The 19,675-nt window shown below is 42.9% G+C and carries 23 protein-coding genes; 14 read left to right on the top strand and 9 right to left on the bottom strand.

The window, feature by feature from the left end:
• Positions 1-31: 31 nt before the first annotated feature.
• Complete coding sequence (locus ACIQXU_RS13145) at positions 32-1,894, bottom strand: transglycosylase domain-containing protein (RefSeq protein WP_402989976.1); 1,863 nt, start codon at positions 1,892-1,894, stop codon at positions 32-34.
• 289 nt (positions 1,895-2,183) lie between these two features.
• Here ACIQXU_RS13145 and kapD point away from each other — a divergent pair, with 289 nt between their 5' ends.
• The gene (gene kapD, locus ACIQXU_RS13140) at positions 2,184-2,807 is read left to right on the top strand and encodes a 3'-5' exonuclease KapD (RefSeq protein ID WP_402871079.1); all 624 of its coding nucleotides are present in this window, start codon (positions 2,184-2,186) and stop codon (positions 2,805-2,807) included.
• Positions 2,808-2,847: 40 nt separating this feature from the next.
• Here kapD and kapB read toward each other — a convergent pair whose 3' ends face one another.
• A complete protein-coding gene (gene kapB, locus ACIQXU_RS13135; RefSeq protein WP_402871080.1) occupies positions 2,848-3,234 on the bottom strand; it encodes a kinase-associated lipoprotein KapB in 387 nt (128 codons plus the stop codon).
• A gap of 179 nt (positions 3,235-3,413) precedes the next feature.
• On the opposite strand from kapB, the gene ACIQXU_RS13130 reads away from it, so the two are divergent.
• The 4 genes from ACIQXU_RS13130 (at position 3,414) to ACIQXU_RS13115 (ending at position 5,600) form a co-directional block, all read left to right on the top strand.
• Positions 3,414-4,004: a peptidylprolyl isomerase gene (locus tag ACIQXU_RS13130; RefSeq protein ID WP_402989971.1), complete on the top strand. Its 591-nt coding sequence runs from the start codon at positions 3,414-3,416 to the stop codon at positions 4,002-4,004.
• Between the two features lie 131 nt (positions 4,005-4,135).
• Positions 4,136-4,360, top strand: a complete 225-nt coding sequence (locus tag ACIQXU_RS13125) for a hypothetical protein (RefSeq protein ID WP_402871085.1) — start codon at positions 4,136-4,138, stop codon at positions 4,358-4,360.
• A gap of 133 nt (positions 4,361-4,493) precedes the next feature.
• A complete protein-coding gene (locus ACIQXU_RS13120) occupies positions 4,494-4,970 on the top strand; it encodes a GNAT family N-acetyltransferase (protein ID WP_402989966.1) in 477 nt (158 codons plus the stop codon).
• A 15-nt stretch (positions 4,971-4,985) separates the two neighbouring features.
• Complete coding sequence (locus tag ACIQXU_RS13115; protein ID WP_402989964.1) at positions 4,986-5,600, top strand: PH domain-containing protein; 615 nt, start codon at positions 4,986-4,988, stop codon at positions 5,598-5,600.
• 50 nt (positions 5,601-5,650) lie between these two features.
• Here the strand turns inward: ACIQXU_RS13115 and ACIQXU_RS13110 are convergent, their stop codons facing one another.
• Entirely contained in the window at positions 5,651-6,508 is an 858-nt protein-coding gene (locus ACIQXU_RS13110; RefSeq protein ID WP_402989963.1) for a manganese catalase family protein, read from the bottom strand.
• Between the two features lie 143 nt (positions 6,509-6,651).
• Between ACIQXU_RS13110 and ACIQXU_RS13105 the strand changes: the two genes are divergently transcribed.
• Positions 6,652-7,404 (top strand): TraR/DksA C4-type zinc finger protein, encoded by a 753-nt coding sequence (locus tag ACIQXU_RS13105; RefSeq protein WP_402989960.1) that lies wholly within the window; start codon positions 6,652-6,654, stop codon positions 7,402-7,404.
• A 44-nt stretch (positions 7,405-7,448) separates the two neighbouring features.
• Here the strand turns inward: ACIQXU_RS13105 and ACIQXU_RS13100 are convergent, their stop codons facing one another.
• Positions 7,449-8,654, bottom strand: a complete 1,206-nt coding sequence (locus ACIQXU_RS13100) for a MalY/PatB family protein (RefSeq protein ID WP_402989958.1) — start codon at positions 8,652-8,654, stop codon at positions 7,449-7,451.
• A gap of 85 nt (positions 8,655-8,739) precedes the next feature.
• On the opposite strand from ACIQXU_RS13100, the gene ACIQXU_RS13095 reads away from it, so the two are divergent.
• Positions 8,740-9,000 carry a DUF1871 family protein gene (locus ACIQXU_RS13095; RefSeq protein ID WP_402954276.1) on the top strand — a complete coding sequence of 87 codons (261 nt, stop codon included), beginning with the start codon at positions 8,740-8,742 and terminating at the stop codon, positions 8,998-9,000.
• Between the two features lie 50 nt (positions 9,001-9,050).
• On the opposite strand, the gene ACIQXU_RS13090 is transcribed toward ACIQXU_RS13095, so the two are convergent.
• On the bottom strand, positions 9,051-9,881 hold the full coding sequence (locus ACIQXU_RS13090; RefSeq protein WP_402989955.1) for an alpha/beta fold hydrolase: 831 nt from the start codon (positions 9,879-9,881) through the stop codon (positions 9,051-9,053).
• Positions 9,882-10,200: 319 nt separating this feature from the next.
• On the opposite strand from ACIQXU_RS13090, the gene ACIQXU_RS13085 reads away from it, so the two are divergent.
• A complete protein-coding gene (locus tag ACIQXU_RS13085; RefSeq protein ID WP_402871106.1) occupies positions 10,201-10,701 on the top strand; it encodes an Lrp/AsnC family transcriptional regulator in 501 nt (166 codons plus the stop codon).
• Positions 10,698-11,870 carry an aminotransferase gene (locus tag ACIQXU_RS13080; protein WP_402989952.1) on the top strand — a complete coding sequence of 391 codons (1,173 nt, stop codon included), beginning with the start codon at positions 10,698-10,700 and terminating at the stop codon, positions 11,868-11,870. Before ACIQXU_RS13085 ends, ACIQXU_RS13080 begins: the two co-directional genes overlap by 4 nt.
• Before the next feature lie 160 nt (positions 11,871-12,030).
• On the opposite strand, the gene ACIQXU_RS13075 is transcribed toward ACIQXU_RS13080, so the two are convergent.
• Both ACIQXU_RS13075 and ACIQXU_RS13070 read right to left on the bottom strand, forming a co-directional pair.
• Positions 12,031-12,390, bottom strand: a complete 360-nt coding sequence (locus ACIQXU_RS13075; RefSeq protein WP_402954270.1) for a helix-turn-helix domain-containing protein — start codon at positions 12,388-12,390, stop codon at positions 12,031-12,033.
• 143 nt (positions 12,391-12,533) lie between these two features.
• On the bottom strand, positions 12,534-13,883 hold the full coding sequence (locus ACIQXU_RS13070) for a sodium-dependent transporter (protein ID WP_402989949.1): 1,350 nt from the start codon (positions 13,881-13,883) through the stop codon (positions 12,534-12,536).
• A 332-nt stretch (positions 13,884-14,215) separates the two neighbouring features.
• On the opposite strand from ACIQXU_RS13070, the gene yugI reads away from it, so the two are divergent.
• On the top strand, positions 14,216-14,620 hold the full coding sequence (yugI, locus tag ACIQXU_RS13065; protein ID WP_402871118.1) for a S1 domain-containing post-transcriptional regulator GSP13: 405 nt from the start codon (positions 14,216-14,218) through the stop codon (positions 14,618-14,620).
• A 118-nt stretch (positions 14,621-14,738) separates the two neighbouring features.
• On the opposite strand, the gene ACIQXU_RS13060 is transcribed toward yugI, so the two are convergent.
• Positions 14,739-14,972, bottom strand: a complete 234-nt coding sequence (locus ACIQXU_RS13060; protein ID WP_402871121.1) for a DUF378 domain-containing protein — start codon at positions 14,970-14,972, stop codon at positions 14,739-14,741.
• 200 nt (positions 14,973-15,172) lie between these two features.
• Between ACIQXU_RS13060 and ACIQXU_RS13055 the strand changes: the two genes are divergently transcribed.
• The 4 genes from ACIQXU_RS13055 (at position 15,173) to ACIQXU_RS13040 (ending at position 18,599) form a co-directional block, all read left to right on the top strand.
• A complete protein-coding gene (locus tag ACIQXU_RS13055) occupies positions 15,173-16,336 on the top strand; it encodes an iron-containing alcohol dehydrogenase (RefSeq protein ID WP_402954264.1) in 1,164 nt (387 codons plus the stop codon).
• 127 nt (positions 16,337-16,463) lie between these two features.
• Positions 16,464-17,810, top strand: coding sequence for a glucose-6-phosphate isomerase (locus tag ACIQXU_RS13050; RefSeq protein WP_402989946.1), 1,347 nt, complete (start codon positions 16,464-16,466; stop codon positions 17,808-17,810).
• A 126-nt stretch (positions 17,811-17,936) separates the two neighbouring features.
• A complete protein-coding gene (locus ACIQXU_RS13045) occupies positions 17,937-18,134 on the top strand; it encodes a hypothetical protein (protein WP_402989943.1) in 198 nt (65 codons plus the stop codon).
• A gap of 60 nt (positions 18,135-18,194) precedes the next feature.
• Positions 18,195-18,599 carry a YugN-like family protein gene (locus tag ACIQXU_RS13040; protein WP_402871129.1) on the top strand — a complete coding sequence of 135 codons (405 nt, stop codon included), beginning with the start codon at positions 18,195-18,197 and terminating at the stop codon, positions 18,597-18,599.
• On the opposite strand, the gene ACIQXU_RS13035 is transcribed toward ACIQXU_RS13040, so the two are convergent.
• Entirely contained in the window at positions 18,596-19,591 is a 996-nt protein-coding gene (locus tag ACIQXU_RS13035) for a potassium channel family protein (protein WP_402954255.1), read from the bottom strand. The two genes, ACIQXU_RS13040 and ACIQXU_RS13035, sit on opposite strands and share 4 nt — an antisense overlap.
• Positions 19,592-19,675: the final 84 nt, after the last annotated feature.

Below are 19,675 nucleotides of genomic sequence, written 5' to 3'. Positions count from 1 at the left end.
AATCCCTCCGTCGTCTTATCATGACTTGCTTTTACCATTCAGCGGCTTGGCTGATTGCCTTCCATATCTCTATCTGGGGCTGTCGCGAATAGACGGCTTGCAGGTTGGCTGGCTTATCTTTCCCAACCCAGACGCCGGTTGTATAGTTTCCTGTCAGGCCGACGAACCAAATGTCTTTGGCATCATTGGTTGTGCCTGTTTTCCCCCCGATATATTCAGACGGGAAATAGGCTGAGCGTGCCGTCCCATTCATGGTGACTTCGTGAAGAAGCTGCCTCATTTTGCTGACGGTTTCTTTATTCCACACCTTTTTCGATTGATTTTTCCATTTATAAAGAACGTTTCCTTCTTGGTCCGTGACCTTCGTGATTGCCCGTGCAGGCTGGTAGCGGCCATCATTGAATGATGTAAAGGCATTGGTCATTTCGAGAGGGCTCATCCCGTATTCAAATCCGCCGATGGCCGAACTGATGTGGTGATCTTGGATGGACACCTTTTTGAATTGAAAGGCATTAAGATAGCTGAAGCTCTTTTCTATGCCGGTCTTTTCAAAAAGCCTGATGGCCGGCGTATTATAGGATTGTGCAAAAGCATTCCTTATCGTGACCATGCCGTAGCTCGCCCCATTGTAATTTTGTGGACAGTAGCTGTTGCTACAATAGTTTGCGCCGCTAACAAGCTGATCGATTTCCGCTCCCGTTTCTTCTATATAAGGTGCATAATCCAGAAGAGGCTTTATGGTCGAACCAGGTTGCCTATAACTTTGGTATGCCCGGTTGAAAGAATTTTTTTTATAATCCTTTCCCCCAATCAAAGAGACAAGCTGGTGCGTATGATGCTGTATAACCACTGACGCACCTTCGATATCATTAAATCCGATTTTCGATTGCATGGCCGACTTGGCCTGGGTCTGTAAATTGATATCGAGTGCCGTGTGAATGGTCACGCCAGATTTCAGAAGCTTTGTGACCTGTTCATTCAGTTTGGCTTCCGCTTGATTGCGTGTGACTTCATCCGAGCTTTTCAATGGTTTTGTCAGACCTTCCGCCGAAGCGACCAGGTTTTTCAACTCTTGATGGACATATGTCACATAATCAGGGTATAAATCGATGTTGGTGGACAAGTCCAACCTGATTTCCTTTTTAATGAGTTTATCGAATTCCTTCTGCTCAAGTTTACCTTGGACAACCATTTGTTTTAGTATCCGCTCCTGACGCTTTTTCGTGTTATCAAAGTGTTTAAGAGGGTTATAGAGTTCGGGATTATTAGGAATGGCTGCAAGAAAGGCCACTTCGGCCTTTGATAGATCCTTGATCGATCGGCTGAAGTAGAGTTGGGAAGCCGCCTCGATTCCGTAAGCCCCGTTGTTGAAGTAAATGGCATTCATATAGAGCTCGATGATTTCGGACTTGGACCGTTTCCGTTCTAGCTGGTAGGCGTAAAAGAGTTCACTTAGCTTTCGGTTATACGTCTTGTCATGGGTAAGGAAAACATTCCTGGCCAATTGCTGGGTGATGGTACTCCCGCCTTGTTTGATTGCACTCTTCTGTGAATTGACAAGCAAGGCCCTACTGATTGCGGTTATATCAATTCCCCTATGCTCATAAAATTTCTGATCTTCCGTGACAATGAACAGGTCTTCTAGAAACACGGGGATATCGTCAAGCTTCAAATAGATCCGGTTTTCTCCATTGGAAATTTCACTAATCACTTTCCCATTTGCGGCCGTCATGTAACTGGTCTGAGCCAGATCAATCTGATCGAAGGGGATGCGTTCATCCAAGACATGATGGGGAGTTTCAGCTAAAGACCACTCCTGATAGGAAAGAAAGATGAAGATGGATAAGACAGGAACTAAGAAGAAAATCGTGATATAGCCAAGGTACACGCGCATAGTTCAACTTCCTAACTAATATATTTTTAGTAACTTAATGGAAAAGATGTGGGTAAAAAAGAGTGGTCCTTTCGCTTCGTTTCATCCATCATAATCCAATTAAGGAAGATGATAAAGGGTTTCTTCTGAAGTTGCTTAACGCAATGGGGAAAAACTGGCTGGGTAAATGGCTCTGGCTTAATGAAAATCAAATAAAAACTTATTTCAATCTTCTGTTATAATATTCTTACGGAAAAAATAACCATATTTAGTCGGTGGAAAGATGTCATGAATAAGGAGGGTTCGGAAAATGGATGGACAACAGCAGTATGTATTCATTGATTTTGAATTTACAATGCCCGAAGGAAAGGCAAATCCAGTTGGTTTCTACCCGGAAATCATTGAGGTCGGTTTAATCGCAGTCGTAAACGATACAGTCCAAGAACAGTTTTCTTCCTACGTTAATCCGTCAAGGTTTCCAGAATTGACGAATCGATGCAAGAAATTCCTGAATATCACCCAAAACCAGGTGGATCGTGGAATTTCATTTGAAGAATTGGTTTCCTTTTTAGCAAAATTGGATGAGAAGCATCCAACGACCATCGTCACCTGGGGTAACATGGATATGAAGGTGCTTCGTCAGAACTGTCAAAAAGCAGGTCTGAATTTCCCTTTCACGGGGAAACAGAGCGATCTTTGCCTGGAATACAAGCGTTTCTTCGGAGATCAAAATCAAACCGGATTATGGAAAGCCGTACAGGCCTATGGAAAAGAGGGGACAGGTAAGCATCATAGGGCCCTTGATGATGCCATTACCACGTATAATATCTTTAAACTGGTGGAGAAAGACAAGAGTTATATGAAAAATCATGAACCGACGACAATCGGTGACCGTATCGATTTATCCAAAGTATTGAATCATTTAGCGTTATAAAAGCCAAATCAATTTCTATTGATTTGGCTTTTATTATATGTTATTTAAAATAATCCGCTGCTAGGTCTTCAAGCAGCTCCAAACTTTTGTTGTTCCATTCTGTTTGGCTTTCGGTTAAAGTGCGGGCCATCTTCTCAACAGATACCCGTAAGGATTCCTTATAATCTGGAATGTCCCCATCGTATACCCTCACCATATTCATCGGGACATTGGTTTGTTCCCGGAATGCCAGGGCACGTCGTTGATGAAACATGGATACTTCCGTTTGCTTCGGATTATGAAGGTCTCCCTGCATAGGATGTTTCATGACTGCCAATACTTTTACAAGATATGCAGAAGGACGGATATCGGTGATTTCCCCGATATATTTCCCTGTTTTATAAATGGCGGTTACCTTATCGCCAACCTTGAATTCATGCTCGGACATTCCTTCATCCACCTTTCTTGTTCACTCCCTACATGATACATAAGTACGATGATTTTATACAATGAATTTGTTTACTGTATCAAAGATGCATTTTTTTCCGAAGTCGTGTAAAGTGTAGAAATGAAGGTTAAAGAATGGAGTATGAGCCATTTATTTAAAAACGAAAGAGGTAATGAACCATGACAACATTTCCACAATTAACAACCGAAATAGCGGAAAATGAAAAAGCGGTGATCATGCAGACGACGCTTGGTGATATTAAAATCAAGCTGTTTCCCAAGCATGCTCCTAAAACAGTAGAAAACTTCTTAACACATGCCGAGAATGGATATTACGATGGAATCATCTTCCACCGTGTCATAAAGGATTTCATGCTACAAGGCGGAGATCCGACAGGTACAGGAATGGGTGGGGAAAGCATCTGGGGCACGAATTTTGAAGATGAATTCTCCATGGAACTGTTCAATCTGCGCGGAGCCCTTTCCATGGCGAATGCGGGTCCAGGAACGAACGGAAGCCAATTCTTCATCGTTCAGGCACAGCATGTAGACAGCAGAATGGGTGAACAAATGAAGCAAGCCGGATATCCGGAAGAAATCATCAGTGCGTATATGGAAAATGGCGGAACACCATGGTTAGACCACAAACATTCCGTTTTTGGCCAAGTTATCGAGGGCATGGATGTTGTCGATACGATCGCCAATGTAGAGACGGTTGCGGGAGACAAGCCAGCTGTGGATGTAGTCATTAAAGGCATTACGATTTTATAAACGAAGGTACGTGAAGCGGGGGGCATAGGGCCTCTCGCTTTTTAGTTTCTAGGGGAGGAACTTGACTAGTGGATTGATTCAATAATTGTTATAATGAGGAAAAAGATCATTTTTCAGGAAGGATGAAATAGATGGACGTTCTATACTCCGCACTATTAGGTATGTTTCTTTATTTTCCGGAAGACAAAAGTGAATATATTCCCGCAGGCATTACCTGTGTCATCTTTTTGATTGCAGCTGGGTTTACGATGAGGGCCATCATCAGATACTCGAAGAAAGAAGAATTGAAGACGAAGAAGTTCGAGGAGGAAGTGACGAAAAGAAACCGGCATCTACAAGATGATTCCCTTTCTTGAATGGCCATTGTGCTCCTGACTACCTTGTTTTAGCAAAACAGGAAAACATGGAACAAATAAACTAGTTCCCATTTTGGCATAAGCATTTTATACTATAAGCTATAGAGAGAGAGTTTTGGGGGCGGAAAGTGTTATGCAAATCATAGCGAAGAGAATGATTGCGACAGATACGGTCAAGAGCTTCTTCATGGAACATTGGGAGACGACTCAAGTCGTCTTTTCAATCGGCATGTTCCATTATGCGGAACTCGATGGATTTGCGGTAATGGATGGGGATGAGAAAATCATGGGGATGGTCACGTATAAAGTGCTGAATCAACAATGTGAAATCATTTCCCTGAACAGTGAGCATGAGAATCAGGGCGTGGGCTCATCCTTACTTTATGTGATTGAGAATATCGCCAAGGAAAAGAATTGCCACTCCATTAAAGCCATTACCACGAATGATAATTTACAGGCTTTGAAGTTCTTTCAAAAACGTGGATATGTCATTTCCGAGATTGTGAGGAATGCCGTGGAAGAATCAAGAAAGACAAAACCGGAAATCCCGTTTTACAGCTCCGATGGCATTCCAATACGGGATGAAATCATTCTCGAAAAACTAGTTTAAATAGGAGGAATGGATATGTTTAAGAAAATGGCAGCAGATGCTCTGGGTCTCAGTGATATAGGAAGTGTGATTAAGCCTGCTGATTATGATAAGGTCGATGCTGATGATTACATCATGCATGAAGATGACGAGAAAATTTATTTCCTGATTAAATCGAAAACGGATGAATATTGCTTCACGAACCAAGCGTTCATCCATCTCGACGGAACAAGTGCCATCAGCAAGAAACGGATGCTGACCAGATATAGCTATAGCCAGTATGAGTTTTCGCATGTGACATTAGAAACCGCTGGTACCGTCGATTTAGATGCTGAGATTAAATTCTCGATCGGTGCTAAAACCTTCTCGATTGACGTGCATAAGAAATTCATCGAGGAATTGAAGGATCTATTTAAATCACTCGTTAAAATTTCGGAAATTTGCCATGAGAATGCCTATGCCCTTCAATTTGCGCAACAAAGCGTAAACTTGGCCTCATCGACATTGAATCAAGTCCGTACAGATGGCAGCCAAATGGTGTCCAGCTTCAAGGATATCAATGCCGTTGCGTTTGACTGGTTGATGGATAGCCGCAAGAAGTACCATGTGAAAGATTTCGGGTATGTGTTCGAAAAATATATCAATAATTAATATCCATAATCCATACAAAAGCGGACACAGCGATGTGTCCGCTTTTTCGTTTAGTTATTGAGGTCATTCAAACCTGGAGCATGTTCACTAGGCATGTCCGGCATCTCTGGAACTGGAAATCCTTTAGGTGGTTCCATGACAGAAAGATTGCCGCCATTACGGCTTGGTGTCTCCCCTTGGAATACTTCGCCGATCCGGGTTTGGTCAAGCCTGAAGTTGAATTGGGCATTATGGTAGCCCAAATCTACATATTTCCGGCATTCCGGATATTTATTCAGGTCATAATTTGGGACAGGGAAGATTTTACCCCAATCCACTCCCAGTGTTTCTAAAGCCTTTGCAAACGCATTTTGATGGGCGTTGTCACGTACCATGAGGAACGCAATGGTTTCACGCAAGGTTTTATTGGAGCTCATTTCATAAATTCTCGATTTTTGAAGGACCCCCGTCGATTCAAGCATCACATTGTTTAAAAGGTTGGCAATTAAGTTTCCATGATCGTATACCCATGACCCATTCCAAGGGTTGCCTCCTGCATCTACGGGAAGGGAAGCTTTGGCACCGATGATAAAATGATGAGGGTTCGCACCAGACTGGATCACTTCCTCAAGCGGGGCACCATTTGGACCTGAATTTCCCGGCAGGTTCCCACCTGCTTCATTAAGTAACTGATTGATTGTGGTCTGAACAAGCTCCACATGGCTCAGTTCCTCAAGGAACACCCCTCGGATTAAATCCCGATATTTTTTTTCCTTGCCGCGGAAGTTGGCGCTTTGAAACGAAAACTGCATCAATGTACGCATTTCTCCGAATTGGCCACCGAGCGCTTCTTGAAGAACTTTTGCAGCATTGGGATCGGGTTTGTCCGGTACGATCATATTAATTAGATCCTCTTTATAAAAATACAATGAGATAGCCTCCTTTAAGATTTGGTATCATTAGTTAGTTTTTGCAGGATTGTTCAATTTATTCTCGAGGGAAAAAATACCTTTATGGAATGCGCCAAAGAGAGAAATACTAGGGAAAGGTTGATTATGAAAGGGTGTTGCATATGCTATCCAATCAGCAACTAAATAGCTTCCAACAGCAACTTCAGCAAACGAAGCACCGGTTGGGAGAGCAATTAGAGGAATCTTACGCACTTGGCTTAAGAAAGAACGTACGAAATTGGACAGGGGAACTATCCGTGTATGATAACCATCCGGCGGATCAAGGAACGGAATTATTCGAACGTGAAAAAGATTTGGCACTTGGGGAGCATTATCGTGATGAAATCAGGGATATCGATCGAGCGCTTAAGGCCATTGATGAAGGGAATTATGGAAAATGCGAGGTTTGTTCGAAGGAGATTCCGCTTGAAAGGCTGAATATTGTTCCGACCACGACTTTTTGTGTGGAGCATAGCCCATCTCAAGAGACTTCCCATAATCGTCCGGTCGAAGAGGAGGTGCTTGGTCCAAGCTTCGCCACATATGATTGCGATGGGACGAGCTCTGTCGGATATGATGCGGAAGATAGCTGGCAAGACGTAGCTAGATATGGTACATCGGAGACGCCTTCCGACTTTGCCTATCCACCAAGTGATTATGAGGATACGTATATCGATTCGTCTGAAAATGTAGGATTCGTCGAGAACTATGAGAATATAGCCGGTGTGGATCTATATGGGGAAAACTTAACGGTTTATCATAACGTCCAATACCAGGAAATAGAAGATGACTTAATAGAAGAGGATACTCAGACTCCCTTTGGAGATTTGCCGCGTTATGAAAAAGATCCGTATGTCGAGGAAGAAAACCAATAGCCAAAAGCAAAGAACCAGGCAATTCGCCTGGTTCTTTGTCTGTTTTATGAAAAAGCCAGTTTGAGACGAGTTAATCCATCTTGCAGCAGGCTGCGTGAACAGCCGATATTCATCCGGACAAATCCTTCTCCGCCTGCACCATATTTTGTTCCAGGCTCTAAGGCGATTTTTCCTTTATGGATCAGTCGTTCTTGTATTTCCTTATCGGAAAGACCGAGTTCGCGACAGTCAATCCATAGGAGGTAAGAGGCATCAGGATGCATGACGCGAAGGGAAGGAATTTCAGTAGAAATGAACGCCTCGGCCACTTTAACATTTTCTTCAATATACTCAATCAAATCGGTGAGCCAACTAAGCCCATCCCGGTAGGCGGCTTCCATGGCCGTTAAGGCAAAAATATTCAAACCGTGAAAGGCCTGTCTTGTTTGGGCATTCTGCAGTTTGACCTGGAGCTCTTTATTGCTGGTAATCAAGAACGAGGCCTGGAGACCAGCGATATTGAACGTTTTGCTTGGTGCCATTAACGTGACCGTGATATCGGCTAACTTGTCCGCCAATGAAGCGATAGGATGATGCATGGCTGTTGAGTGAAAGAGGTCTGCGTGGATCTCATCGCTGACAATGGTGACATGATGGGCCAAGCAAAGCTCCCCGATGCGCAATAACTCCTCCTTTGTCCAAATGCGACCGCCAGGATTATGGGGACTGCAAAGGAGGAATAGCTTAACGCCGGTCTTCAACTTTTCCTCAAAATCTTCAAAGTCGATGGCAAATCCGTTAGCTTCCAAGAGAAGGGGACTATTGACCACTTCCCGTCCATTGTTTTTAATCATGTCGAAGAAAGGGGTATAGACAGGAGATTGCACCAGAATCTTATCCCCAGGTTCCGTAAAGGCCTGAATGGTTGAACCGATGGCTGAAACGACGCCAGAACTGAATGTGATCATGTCTTTTGTGATGGACCATTGATGGCGGTCTTTCACCCATTTTTGAATCTCGCCGTACACCGACTCTGAAGGGACGGTATATCCGAAGACCGGATGATTCGCTCGTTCGATTAATGCTTTTTGAATAGGTTCAGGAGAAGGGAAATCCATATCGGCCACCCACATAGGCAGGACGTCTTCCCTGCCATACAATGATGTAAGGGCCATTTTGTCCCACTTAACAGAACCGGTATGTTCCCTACTGATGTGTTCATCAAAAATAGATCTGTTCAATATATTCACCGCCAAATCATTTTTTTTCATGCCCTGTTAACGTCTTAACGAAAAGATACTTGTTATGATACTATGATAACATGTTCTTTCCGAAATTATGGAGCAGGTGATTATAATGGATACACAACAAATGAATATAGCGTTTGTGGCTACTTTGCAAGAATGGGATCCGTATGGGATTGGCGGGGAACTATATGAACCGGAGATTGCCGACACGGTCGTGGCCTTACGCGATATAGATGACCTTCAGGAACTGGCGGAAAAAATCAAGTCCATCTACGAATTTGCATTTGATGAACCCGTCCAGTTGGAACGGTGTCTACAGGTTGCACAAAAACTGCTGATCATCAAAAATGATGCCAGCTGCTCGATTTAAAGAAAAGGGATGACTCCGAATTCGGGTCATCCCTCTTTATATGGTTTCGTCTATTCTTCTAAAAACTCCTTGATTAACTGATACACTTCTTCGGGTTTCTCCTCCGGAAGTAAATGGCCCGTGTTTTCCATGACAATGAGCTTGGAATTGGGGAGGTCTTCATGTAGTCTTCTTCCAATGTCGAGCGGAACCACTCGATCATACCGCCCCCAAACAAGCAGGCAGGGCGTATCGATTGAATGAAGTTGTTCGGATGATAAATCGCTTTCCTTATCACGTAACATCCTTCCTAAGGCACGAAATATATCATGCTTCTTCATGAAAGGATCGAGATAGCCCTGGCGCATTTCATCATCGATCATCGTCTGATTATGGACGACATTCCTTAGATTCTTTTCGATGCCGGACCTTTGGAGATATCCCTTTACCCCAAATGAAAAGAAAGGGAAGTAGCTGAGCATCTTCATCTTTCTCGGGAAGCTTGGCTCGTACCCGGATCCGGCAAGAAGGACGGCGCGCTCGACCAGGCCAGGATAAGCTTTGATGAGTTGCAAGGAAACCTGTCCACCCATGGAATGCGCAATGATGCTGAACTTCTTGATGTTCTTTTCTTCCAAAAGCTGTACGACGGAACCTGCGATGTTCCGGAAAGAGTATGTATAGCGATTAGTTTTCCCACTTTGACCGAATGGAGGCAAGTCTATCGAGATGACATTATAGTCTTTCGTTAAATGGGGTATCAGTTTCCGGAAGCTAAAGCTTGATGATAAAAACCCATGGATTAATACCAGGGTGGGGAAAGAGTCATGAACATGAATGTGTTCATAATACATATCGATATCCCCGATCTGCTCAATGTCTTTCTTTACGTAACTTTCCATATTCGTGTTCTCCTCTACCATTCCTAAGCAAAATAAGAAGCTACTGCTGTTGCTTATCTTCCTTAGTTTTAAATAATTTCCTCTTTATCCTGTTACATAACAATACCAGAAATTATCCCCATTAAAAAATACAATTACTATAACAGATATTACGTGAACTTTGGTATAATAGTGTAAGTTTATCCTGACAGAATAGAACTTATTAATTTAATCGTGTCATACATGCCTTTAAACAAGGCTTTAAAAGGAAATTGATCGGGCTTTCTGCCAGCCAAACCATCATGTCTACATTTATGAATTCTAATAGGGAGGTTTTCCAATGCATTTGAATGAAGGGGAATTGGAAGTCTTAAGAATCATTGAAAATAACAGCCGGATCGATCAGAAGGATTTGGCTAAAATGACCGAGTTATCTGAAGCGGACATTGAAGCAACGTTGAAGAAATTGGAAGATATGCGTGTGATTGTACGTTACTTGACCGTGATTAACTGGGCAAAAGTAGATGAATATCACGGTGTGACAGCCATGATCGATGTTAAAGTAACCCCAAAACGCGGAGTTGGTTTCGATGAAGTCGCCAAACGTATATATCGATTCAAAGAAGTGGAGTCCGTTTATTTGATGTCCGGTGCGTATGACCTTTCCGTCATCGTGGAAGGTCGTTCAATGAATGAAGTGGCAAGGTTTGTATCGGAAAAACTTTCGACGCTCGATTCTGTCATTTCCACGACAACTCACTTTATTATGAAGAAATATAAGCATGATGGGACAATTTTTGAACAAACAGAAGAAGACAGAAGGATAGTGGTATCACCATGATTAAAACGAGTTTCGTGTCAAAAACGGTTTCAGAGCTAAAACCATCGGGTATCCGTCGATTTTTCGACTTGGCTGCCAATCTAGAAGGAGTCGTTTCACTTGGAGTGGGAGAACCGGACTTCGTTACATCCTGGGCAGTCCGGGAAGCGGCAATCAACTCATTGGAAGAAGGATACACCTCTTATACAGCTAATGCCGGCTTGATGGAATTGAGGCAGGAAATCAGTGGATATATGAAAAAGCAGTTTGAGGTTTCGTATGATCCCGAGAATCAAATCATTGTTACGGTGGGTGCAAGTCAGGCCCTCGACATTGCCCTTAGGACAATCTTGAATCATGGTGAGGAAGTCATCGTCGTCGAACCTTGTTTCGTTGCCTATGCACCATTGGTAACGATGGCAGGAGGGGTGCCGGTCACTGTCCAAACTTCCAGGGAGCATGACTTTAAGTTAATGCCGGAGCAACTCGAAGCGGTCATCACACCAAGGACGAAGGCAATCTTGATTTGTTCGCCGAATAACCCGACTGGAACTCAGTTAGAGAAATCGGAGTTGGCAGCACTTGCTGAAATCATCAAAAAGCATGATTTATTAGTCCTTTCCGATGAGATTTATGCGGAGCTTGCATATGATGAGAAATATACGTCATTTGCCGCCATCGACGGCATGCTTGAGCGTACGATTGTCATCAACGGGTTCTCTAAAGCGTTTGCGATGACTGGATGGCGTCTTGGATTTGTATGTGCGCCTCCGGAAATTTCCGCAGCGATGCTCAAAGTCCATCAATACGCGATGATGTGCGCTCCGACCATGGCACAGTTTGCAGCATTGGAAGCTTTGAAGAATGGAATGCAAGATGTGGAAGATATGCGCCGCAGCTACAGAGGAAGACGCAACTATATCGTAAAGTCATTTAACGAAATCGGTCTGGACTGCCATAATCCAGGCGGAGCTTTTTATGCCTTCCCATCCATTGAGAAAACGGGCATGACTTCCATGGAGTTCGCAGAAAAACTGCTGACTGAAGAACTTGTGGCCGTGGTACCGGGAGATGTTTTCGGGGAAAGTGGTGAGGGGCATATCCGTTGTTCTTATGCTTCTTCCATGGAACAGCTTCAGGAAGCCATTAAAAGAATGGATCGGTTCATGCAGAAATATAGCAAGTACTAAAACCCCATACGCAAAAAAATAGGGATTCGCCGTAATATACGGCGAATCCCTATCCATAGGGGGAATTAGAAAAAAGAGTTAATCTTAATGGATTAACATAGAAAGTGTTAATCATAGTATATCCAGTTTATAGAAAATAATACGCCTGATATGGATATTTTTACAATTTAGTTTGTGTGTTATATAAATGATGCATGATATTTAAAATTTGTTCTTCACTGAAATCTTTCGCGGTACGGAGGATGAGCTTAGCCTGTTTGAGTCCAATTTCCTGAATGAGTTCTTCCATTTCTTCATCCAAACCTGAAGCATTCGCAACGGGGCCATTTTGGATTAGCTCCGAGGCAGGGATATCAAGAACGGTGGAAAGCCGTAAAATGGTCTGGGTATCAGGCGTGACTTCCCCTGATTCATACATTTCAATTTTTTTGGTGCCCATACGTAGTTTCAAAGCCAGTTCTTGTTGAGTGAGATTATGATCTTCCCGGTATTGCCGAATATTCTTTGCGATATTTGACATGTCAATCACTCCTTTTTCAGGAAATAGTAGTAATAAGGTCATTTTACCATATTTTAACTTGTTCGCAGTGGGAATGATATGGATATTTTGTGAAAAGAAAACGCCGTATCGATTACCGATGCGGCGTTTTGAATGAAGAAACATTACTTGTCAAATAGACCGATTGAACTCAAAAAGACGACGAGTATCGCTACCGGAACGATATAGCGAATGAGAAAGTACCAAAGTTTAAAGAAAGAGAATCCTGGGCTTGCCCCCATTTCGAACTCATTCTGAACTTGGAGCCTTTTCATCTGATAGCCAATGAAAAGAGAAATGAATAAGGCTCCGATAGGCAAGGCGATGTTGCTTGTCACATAATCAGCGAGGTCGAAGAAGGTCAAGTTGAAAATCTTCACATCAGAGAGTACGCCAAATGATAATGCGCTTGGAATCCCGATCACGAAAACAACAAGGCCGGCTATCCATGAAGATTTCCGGCGCTTCCGAGCATCGCCCTTTATCATGGATGCTACGATGATTTCCAGAATGGAGAACGCTGAAGTAAGCGTAGCGAATAATAATAATACGAAGAAAATCGCCATGAAAATGCCACCGAAGGTAATTTCATTAAAGACCGCAGGCAACACGACGAAGACGAGTCCTGGTCCACTTGAAGGATCGAAACCAAGGGCAAATACGGCCGGGAAAATGACCAAGCCCGCCAATAAGGAAATGAAAATATTCAACCCGACTACGGATAATGCCGATTTTGTAATATCATCATTCTTACTTAAGTACGAAGCATAGGTGACCATCACGGAAATACCTACACTCAATGCAAAGAAGGATTGTCCTAGCGCTAATAAAATCGTCTGCTCCGTCAAGGAGGAGAAATCCGGTTTCAAAAAGAAACGGACACCTTCCATCGCACCTTCAAGTGTCATGGAACGAACGAGAAGGACAAGAAAAAGGACGAACAGGGAAGGCATCATGTACTTATTGGCCTTTTCAATCCCTTTGGATACGCCACCTTGAACGACCCAAATCGTCAAGACCATGAAAAGAAGCTGCGCAATGACCGTTTCATAAGGACTGCTGATAACGGTATTGAAAAGGCCACTGTATTCCGATTGGGTTAAATTTGATAGGGACCCGGTAAAGCTTCTCCATAAATAGGAAAGGATCCAGCCACCAACAACACTATAGAAGGAAAGTAAAATGATGGATGCTAGAACTCCGCCATATCCTAGTAACACCCAGGGTTTACCTGGTGAAATGTGCTTGTAGGCCCGAATGGCATCTTTTTGTGCATTCCGGCCGATGGTGAATTCGGCGATGAGTAAGGGTGTGCCGATCATGAGGGTGAAAATCACGAAAAAAAGGAAAAAAGCGCCGCCTCCATTTGTCCCTGTCATATATGGAAACTTCCAGATGGCACCCAAACCAATAGCGGACCCAGCCGCTGCTAGAATGAATCCGATTTTGGAAGACCATTGCTCTTGTTTTGCCATGGTGAAAAACTCCTTTAGAGGTATAGAAATACGTGAATGTAGAGATAAACATTTTCTCATCTTACTACGATTAATCTCAATTTGGTAGTTTTTTGTTATGCTAATTTTTTGAAAAATTAATGATCGAAAAAATGGGGACAAAGAATTAAATGAAAACTTTTAGGATAAGTTATAAATAATAGCCATATATCGAAATGGATACTCAATTACAAAATTTTTACGTTTTAGCGGAAAAAGTATGGTATACTTAACTTTGATTATTTCCAGCTCTGTGATATAATTTTGTATTGCGTGAAAAGCCGAAAAAATATATATAAAATAGGAGTGTTACCATGTCTGAAAAATTCGAAATTGGTGCAGTAGTTACTGGTAAGGTAACTGGTATTCAACCTTACGGTGCATTTGTTGCTTTAGATGATTCAACTCAAGGATTAGTTCATATTTCTGAAATCACTCACGGGTTCGTAAAAGATATTAACGAACATTTAAAAGTGGGCGATGAAGTGAAAGTTAAAGTACTTTCAATCGATTCAAAAGCTGGAAAAATCGGCTTATCAATCCGCGCAACAGAAGAAGCTCCTGAGCGTACTGAAGCTCCTAAGAAAGCTCCAAAAAAACGCCAAGCATCTGTTAAAGCAACATCACACATCGAGTCTACTGAAGGATTCAACTCTTTAAAAGATAAACTTCAAGCGTGGATCGATCAATCTGAACGCGAAGACTTAATCAAAAAATAATTTTTTTAACCGGATGGTCTTAGGACCATCCGGTTTTTTTATTATTCTTCAATAATTGATAAAGCCGGGACATGTTTCATGGACCGGCTTTATTTTATACGTATTTTCTTTTAGCGATTCATTGAGTTGGTTTTGTTTCAGTTTCACGAGACGTTTGGGGACTTGGCTTGAAGAGAAGACCAAGATTGATAAGCCCGGCGATTCCCACTAAGCCATAAACGATGCGAGCCAAAGCAGCATCTTGTCCGCCGAATATCGCTGCGACTAGATCGAACTGAAAAAATCCAATTAGTCCCCAGTTGATGGCTCCGATGATTGTTAAAACAAGGGCCGTTTTTTGTAATCCACTCATTGTATAGCCTCCTTTTTTATAAGCATCTTTCTTTACTTATCATGCTTTTTGAAGATAATTATATACACCCCAGAAAAAACTTCTAAACGGATATTTTGTATTTATATGGAATGTTCGTCATAATGAAGGGATAAAATATCCATTGCTGCAGTGGCATGGGGCCGCTGAAAAAAAGGCAATGCAAAAGGAGATTATATATATTGGAAAATTACACGTATAAGAATCCTACTAAGATCATCTTTGGTAGAAACCAATTGAAAAGCATAAAAGAGGAAATTCCTGCCTACGGAAAGAAAGTGTTGCTCGTCTACGGTGGCGGAAGCATCAAGAAAAACGGGCTGTATGATAAAGTGATGGAGGAATTGAAAGAAATCCAGGTGGAAGTATATGAACTAGCAGGAGTTGAACCAAACCCAAGGATCACGACTGTCCGTAAAGGTGTGGAGTTGTGTAAGGAACATCAAATCGACTTCGTGCTAGCGGTAGGTGGCGGAAGTGTTATCGATGCAACAAAAGGCATCGTTGCGGGTGCGAAGTATGAAGGAGACGCTTGGGATCTTGTCACCAAAAAGGCTCCCGTCAAAGAAGCCCTTCCTTTTGGGACAATCCTTACGATTGCTGCAACCGGTTCTGAAGCGAATTCGGGTTCGGTCATTACGAATTGGGAAACGAAAGAGAAATACGGATGGGGAAGTCCTTTGTTATTTCCTAAATTCTCGGTCCTTGATCCTGAAAATACTTTTTCACTTCCAAAAAATCAAACCGTCTATGGCATGGTCGATATGATGTCACATGTTTTCGAAACGTATTTCCATCAAGAAACGCATGCTCCGCTTCAGGACCGCTTTTGTGAATCACTTCTGGTGACGGTCATGGAAACGGCTCCAAAGTTATTGGAAGATCTCGAGGATTATGAAAACCGTGCTACGATTTTGTATGCGGGCAATGTGGCGTTAAATGGTTCACTGGGAGTAGGATATCTTGGCGATTGGGCCACTCATAATATTGAACATGCCGTCTCTGCGGTCTATGATATTCCCCATGCGGGAGGCCTGGCAATATTATTCCCTAATTGGATGAAACATGTGCTCCATGAAAATGTCGAGCGGTTCAAACAAGTTGCCGTCCGTGTCTTTCAGGTCGACCCAGAGGGCAAATCCAGTGAAGAGGTTGCGCTTGAGGGGATTGAACGCCTTCAGTCATTCTGGAGCAGCTTAGGGGCCCCATCGCGTCTTGCAGATTACGATATCGACGATTCACAACTTGAAGTCATTGCCGATAAAGCGATGAGCAATGGAGAATTTGGTCGGTTTAAAGTATTGAATCGCGAAGATGTCCTTGCGATTCTACGTGCTTCATTATAAGAACCTTACGATAGGCTCCCACTATTCGATAGTGGGAGTTTTTTCTAAAAGACTTAGCGATTTCTTGATTCTGCTAAATACATCAGATAAAGTAAAAGGGTAACCAAAGAATAAAGGAGGAATTGGCATGTCCCATCTACATTTCGATTATTCAAAAGCTCTACCGTTTTTCGGAAAGCACGAAATGACCTATTTACAGGATGCTGTAAAAGTGGCACATCATTCTCTACACGAACAGACCGGTGCGGGCAATGAATTTCTGGGCTGGGTTGATTTACCGAAGGATTATGATAAAGAAGAGTTCTCCAGGATCAAGAAAGCTGCCGCCAAAATAAAAGAAGATTCGGACGTCCTGTTGGTCATCGGAATCGGTGGTTCGTATTTAGGAGCACGTGCAGCCATCGAAATGCTGCAACATAGTTTCTATAACCTTTTGCCTTCTGATAAGAGAAACACTCCGCAAATCATATTCGTTGGTAACAACATAAGTTCTACATATATGCAAGATGTCATGGACGTATTGGTCGACAAGGACTTTTCAATCAATGTGATTTCCAAATCGGGCACAACGACGGAGCCTGCCCTTGCGTTCCGGATTTTCCGTAAGCTTCTCGAGCAAAAGTATGGTCCAGAAGCAGCGAAAGGCCGTATCTTCGCGACTACCGATAAAGAAAAGGGCGCATTAAAGACAGTGGCCACGGAAGAGGGATTTGAAACGTTCGTCATTCCGGATGATGTCGGTGGAAGGTATTCTGTACTTACTGCAGTGGGCTTGCTTCCGATTGCTGTAAGTGGTGCGGATATAGATCAAGTGATGGAAGGGGCGGAGAGCGCTAGAGCGGACTTCAGTTCATCGGAGCTTTCCGAGAACCAGGCTTATCAATACGCGGCCGTCCGTAACGTCCTTTATAATAAGGGGAAAACCATTGAAATGTTGATCAACTATGAACCTGGTCTGCAATATTTCTCAGAGTGGTGGAAGCAGTTGTTCGGCGAAAGTGAAGGGAAGGACCAGAAAGGGATTTTCCCGGCAGCCGCCAACTTCTCTACGGACCTGCATTCGATGGGGCAGTATGTACAGGAAGGGCGACGCGACCTTTTCGAAACGGTCATCAAAGTGGAAGAGGCACGTCATGAAATCTCGATTGAAGCAGCAGAAAATGATTTAGATGGTTTGAATTATCTGGCTGGTGAAACCGTACAATTCGTCAATAACAAGGCATTTGAAGGTACCTTATTGGCTCATACGGATGGCGGTGTTCCTAACCTGATTGTTTCCGTACCAAAACTGGATGCCTTCACATTCGGCTACCTTGTTTATTTCTTCGAGAAGGCTTGCGCGATGAGCGGCTATCTGTTGGGGGTCAATCCGTTTGATCAGCCTGGGGTCGAAGCCTACAAGGTGAATATGTTTGCCCTGCTAGGAAAACCAGGGTATGAAGAGAAAAAGGCGGAACTCGAACAGCGTTTATAAAATAAAGTGAAGAAGGCATCATGCTGGACTAGATTGTCCACGCATGATGCCTTTTTTTATCGGATTAAGAAAAAGTTAAGGTTGATAATGCTATGTAATCCGATACCTAGAAAAGAGGGAATGTGCATGCAACTATCTTCGACAACGAATAGTTACGCTGGAACGATAAGTACCCCTTCAACTACGGGCAATCAAAACGCTATGAAAGATCTGGAAAAACAGAAAACAGAGCAGCAGGCAGATATCCAGGAAGCTTATCAATCAGAAGGTACAGCCGAAGCCAATTTGCTTTTTACCCAATCGAAAGAGGATAGTGATCAATAGGGGTTATTTTAAGACTTTTGGGTAAGCTAATTATTAAAATTAGCAAAAGAGGTTTTTAACATGATTGAAATATCTTCTAAGTTGGAAGGGAAAACCTTTGGATTATTCGATTTGGAAACGAAGCTTAAACCAGAAGGGTATATGATTGGTGGTGGTTGGGATTATGACCACGGCACCTTCGATTTTAAAATGGACGACAAAGATGGCTATCAGTTTTTGCGTGTTCCCTTCAAAGCTGTGGATGGGTCACTTGATACGGACGGGGCCATGGTTGAAATCATGACGCCGTATTTATTATCTCATAAGTATGAAGATGGCATCGACCGCGAGGGAAATATCGGGAATCTCTCCGCTTCATTTAATCAATTTGCCGAGCCGGAAGACCCCGATGCTGAATTTCCTCAGGAATATATTGCGTATGGGAAATCTCTCGTTCGGGACCTTGAAAAAATCTTATTGGATTAACGATCGATGATGAGCAAGATATCATTTTGATGGATGATTGCATCTGCAGGAGGCTTGATACGTGTCTCGCCTCCTGAAATGATGCCAACCAAGAGAATATCCTTATCTAATAATGTAATCCCCAATTGTTTGAATGTTTGCCCGTTCCAATCGAATTGGACGGGCATCTGTTCAATCTTTAAACCATTTTCGGTGGCCGAATTTTCTTCTTCCCGCTTTTCCATTCCTCTCCATAAACATTCCTGCATATAATCACTCGCAAACTTATTCGTTTCGATAATGGCATCTGCTCCCGCACGTAATGCATTTTCCTTCTGTTCCTGCGTTAAAATTTCAACAAGACAATATACATGAGGGTTCAGTCCTTTTATAGCCAGTAAAGCCAACACGGTGAACATGTCGGTCTGCAGTTCGTTTTGTTGGAGATCGGCAGTGATGAGGACCCGTGCCGCCTGTTTAATATTGGCCTGTTGCAAAACGGAATCCAAACTGGCTTTCCCTTGGACAAAATGTATATTCGTCCGTGGCAAAGGGTGCTTGGTCAATGTGTCGTCAATCAAGACAATATATTGGTTATGCATGCGTTCATGAATGTTCTTGATGATTCGTTTTGAACGTCCATTCCAGCCGATGATAATAAAGTGACCGGTGCCGCTAAACTCCTTTCTTCCGGAAAGGAATTGTTGGTCGCTTGAGATGGACATTTTGGCGATGTAGGCAAAATAAGAAGTGATGAGCCCGACACCCGATAAGATGAGAAGCATCCCGAGGATTCTCCCAAACTTCGTAAGTGGGGTGAAATCCCCATATCCAACGGTCGATATCGTGACGATTGCCCACCAAATTCCCTCGAATATGGAAGGGAAATTATCAGGCTCGACTAGATGAATCAGCCAACCGAATACAAGTAAAAATAGGATGATGGTCAAAAATAGTTTGAGTAAACGTGGAGACCTTTTAAAAGTGTTGCTGAACGGATTGATTCGGATCATGTTATCCCCCCTACGACAGTCCTTTTAGTATGGACAAAATGGACTGAACTCATAAGGATTTAACGGATATATATAGAAGTTCTA

Source organism: Peribacillus sp. NPDC097284 (genome assembly GCF_044761765.1).
Lineage (GTDB): Bacteria > Bacillota > Bacilli > Bacillales > DSM-1321 > Peribacillus.
The sequence above is the reverse complement of the archived record's forward strand: the minus strand, read 5'-3'. Positions and strand labels throughout refer to the sequence as shown.

Coding starts and splice junctions, on each gene's coding strand:
- ACIQXU_RS13090 (WP_402989955.1), bottom strand. CDS start 9,881: ATGGAAAGTTACGTAAAGAAAGACATTGAGCAGATCGGGGATATCGAT.
- ACIQXU_RS13105 (WP_402989960.1), top strand. CDS start 6,652: ATGCTATCCAATCAGCAACTAAATAGCTTCCAACAGCAACTTCAGCAA.
- ACIQXU_RS13145 (WP_402989976.1), bottom strand. CDS start 1,894: ATGCGCGTGTACCTTGGCTATATCACGATTTTCTTCTTAGTTCCTGTC.
- ACIQXU_RS13040 (WP_402871129.1), top strand. CDS start 18,195: ATGATTGAAATATCTTCTAAGTTGGAAGGGAAAACCTTTGGATTATTC.
- ACIQXU_RS13050 (WP_402989946.1), top strand. CDS start 16,464: ATGTCCCATCTACATTTCGATTATTCAAAAGCTCTACCGTTTTTCGGA.
- ACIQXU_RS13060 (WP_402871121.1), bottom strand. CDS start 14,972: ATGAGTGGATTACAAAAAACGGCCCTTGTTTTAACAATCATCGGAGCC.
- ACIQXU_RS13115 (WP_402989964.1), top strand. CDS start 4,986: ATGTTTAAGAAAATGGCAGCAGATGCTCTGGGTCTCAGTGATATAGGA.
- ACIQXU_RS13120 (WP_402989966.1), top strand. CDS start 4,494: ATGCAAATCATAGCGAAGAGAATGATTGCGACAGATACGGTCAAGAGC.
- kapB (WP_402871080.1), bottom strand. CDS start 3,234: ATGTCCGAGCATGAATTCAAGGTTGGCGATAAGGTAACCGCCATTTAT.
- ACIQXU_RS13130 (WP_402989971.1), top strand. CDS start 3,414: ATGACAACATTTCCACAATTAACAACCGAAATAGCGGAAAATGAAAAA.
- ACIQXU_RS13035 (WP_402954255.1), bottom strand. CDS start 19,591: ATGATCCGAATCAATCCGTTCAGCAACACTTTTAAAAGGTCTCCACGT.
- ACIQXU_RS13080 (WP_402989952.1), top strand. CDS start 10,698: ATGATTAAAACGAGTTTCGTGTCAAAAACGGTTTCAGAGCTAAAACCA.
- ACIQXU_RS13095 (WP_402954276.1), top strand. CDS start 8,740: ATGGATACACAACAAATGAATATAGCGTTTGTGGCTACTTTGCAAGAA.
- ACIQXU_RS13075 (WP_402954270.1), bottom strand. CDS start 12,390: ATGTCAAATATCGCAAAGAATATTCGGCAATACCGGGAAGATCATAAT.
- ACIQXU_RS13070 (WP_402989949.1), bottom strand. CDS start 13,883: ATGGCAAAACAAGAGCAATGGTCTTCCAAAATCGGATTCATTCTAGCA.
- ACIQXU_RS13100 (WP_402989958.1), bottom strand. CDS start 8,654: ATGAAAAAAAATGATTTGGCGGTGAATATATTGAACAGATCTATTTTT.
- yugI (WP_402871118.1), top strand. CDS start 14,216: ATGTCTGAAAAATTCGAAATTGGTGCAGTAGTTACTGGTAAGGTAACT.
- ACIQXU_RS13085 (WP_402871106.1), top strand. CDS start 10,201: ATGCATTTGAATGAAGGGGAATTGGAAGTCTTAAGAATCATTGAAAAT.
- kapD (WP_402871079.1), top strand. CDS start 2,184: ATGGATGGACAACAGCAGTATGTATTCATTGATTTTGAATTTACAATG.
- ACIQXU_RS13045 (WP_402989943.1), top strand. CDS start 17,937: ATGCAACTATCTTCGACAACGAATAGTTACGCTGGAACGATAAGTACC.
- ACIQXU_RS13125 (WP_402871085.1), top strand. CDS start 4,136: ATGGACGTTCTATACTCCGCACTATTAGGTATGTTTCTTTATTTTCCG.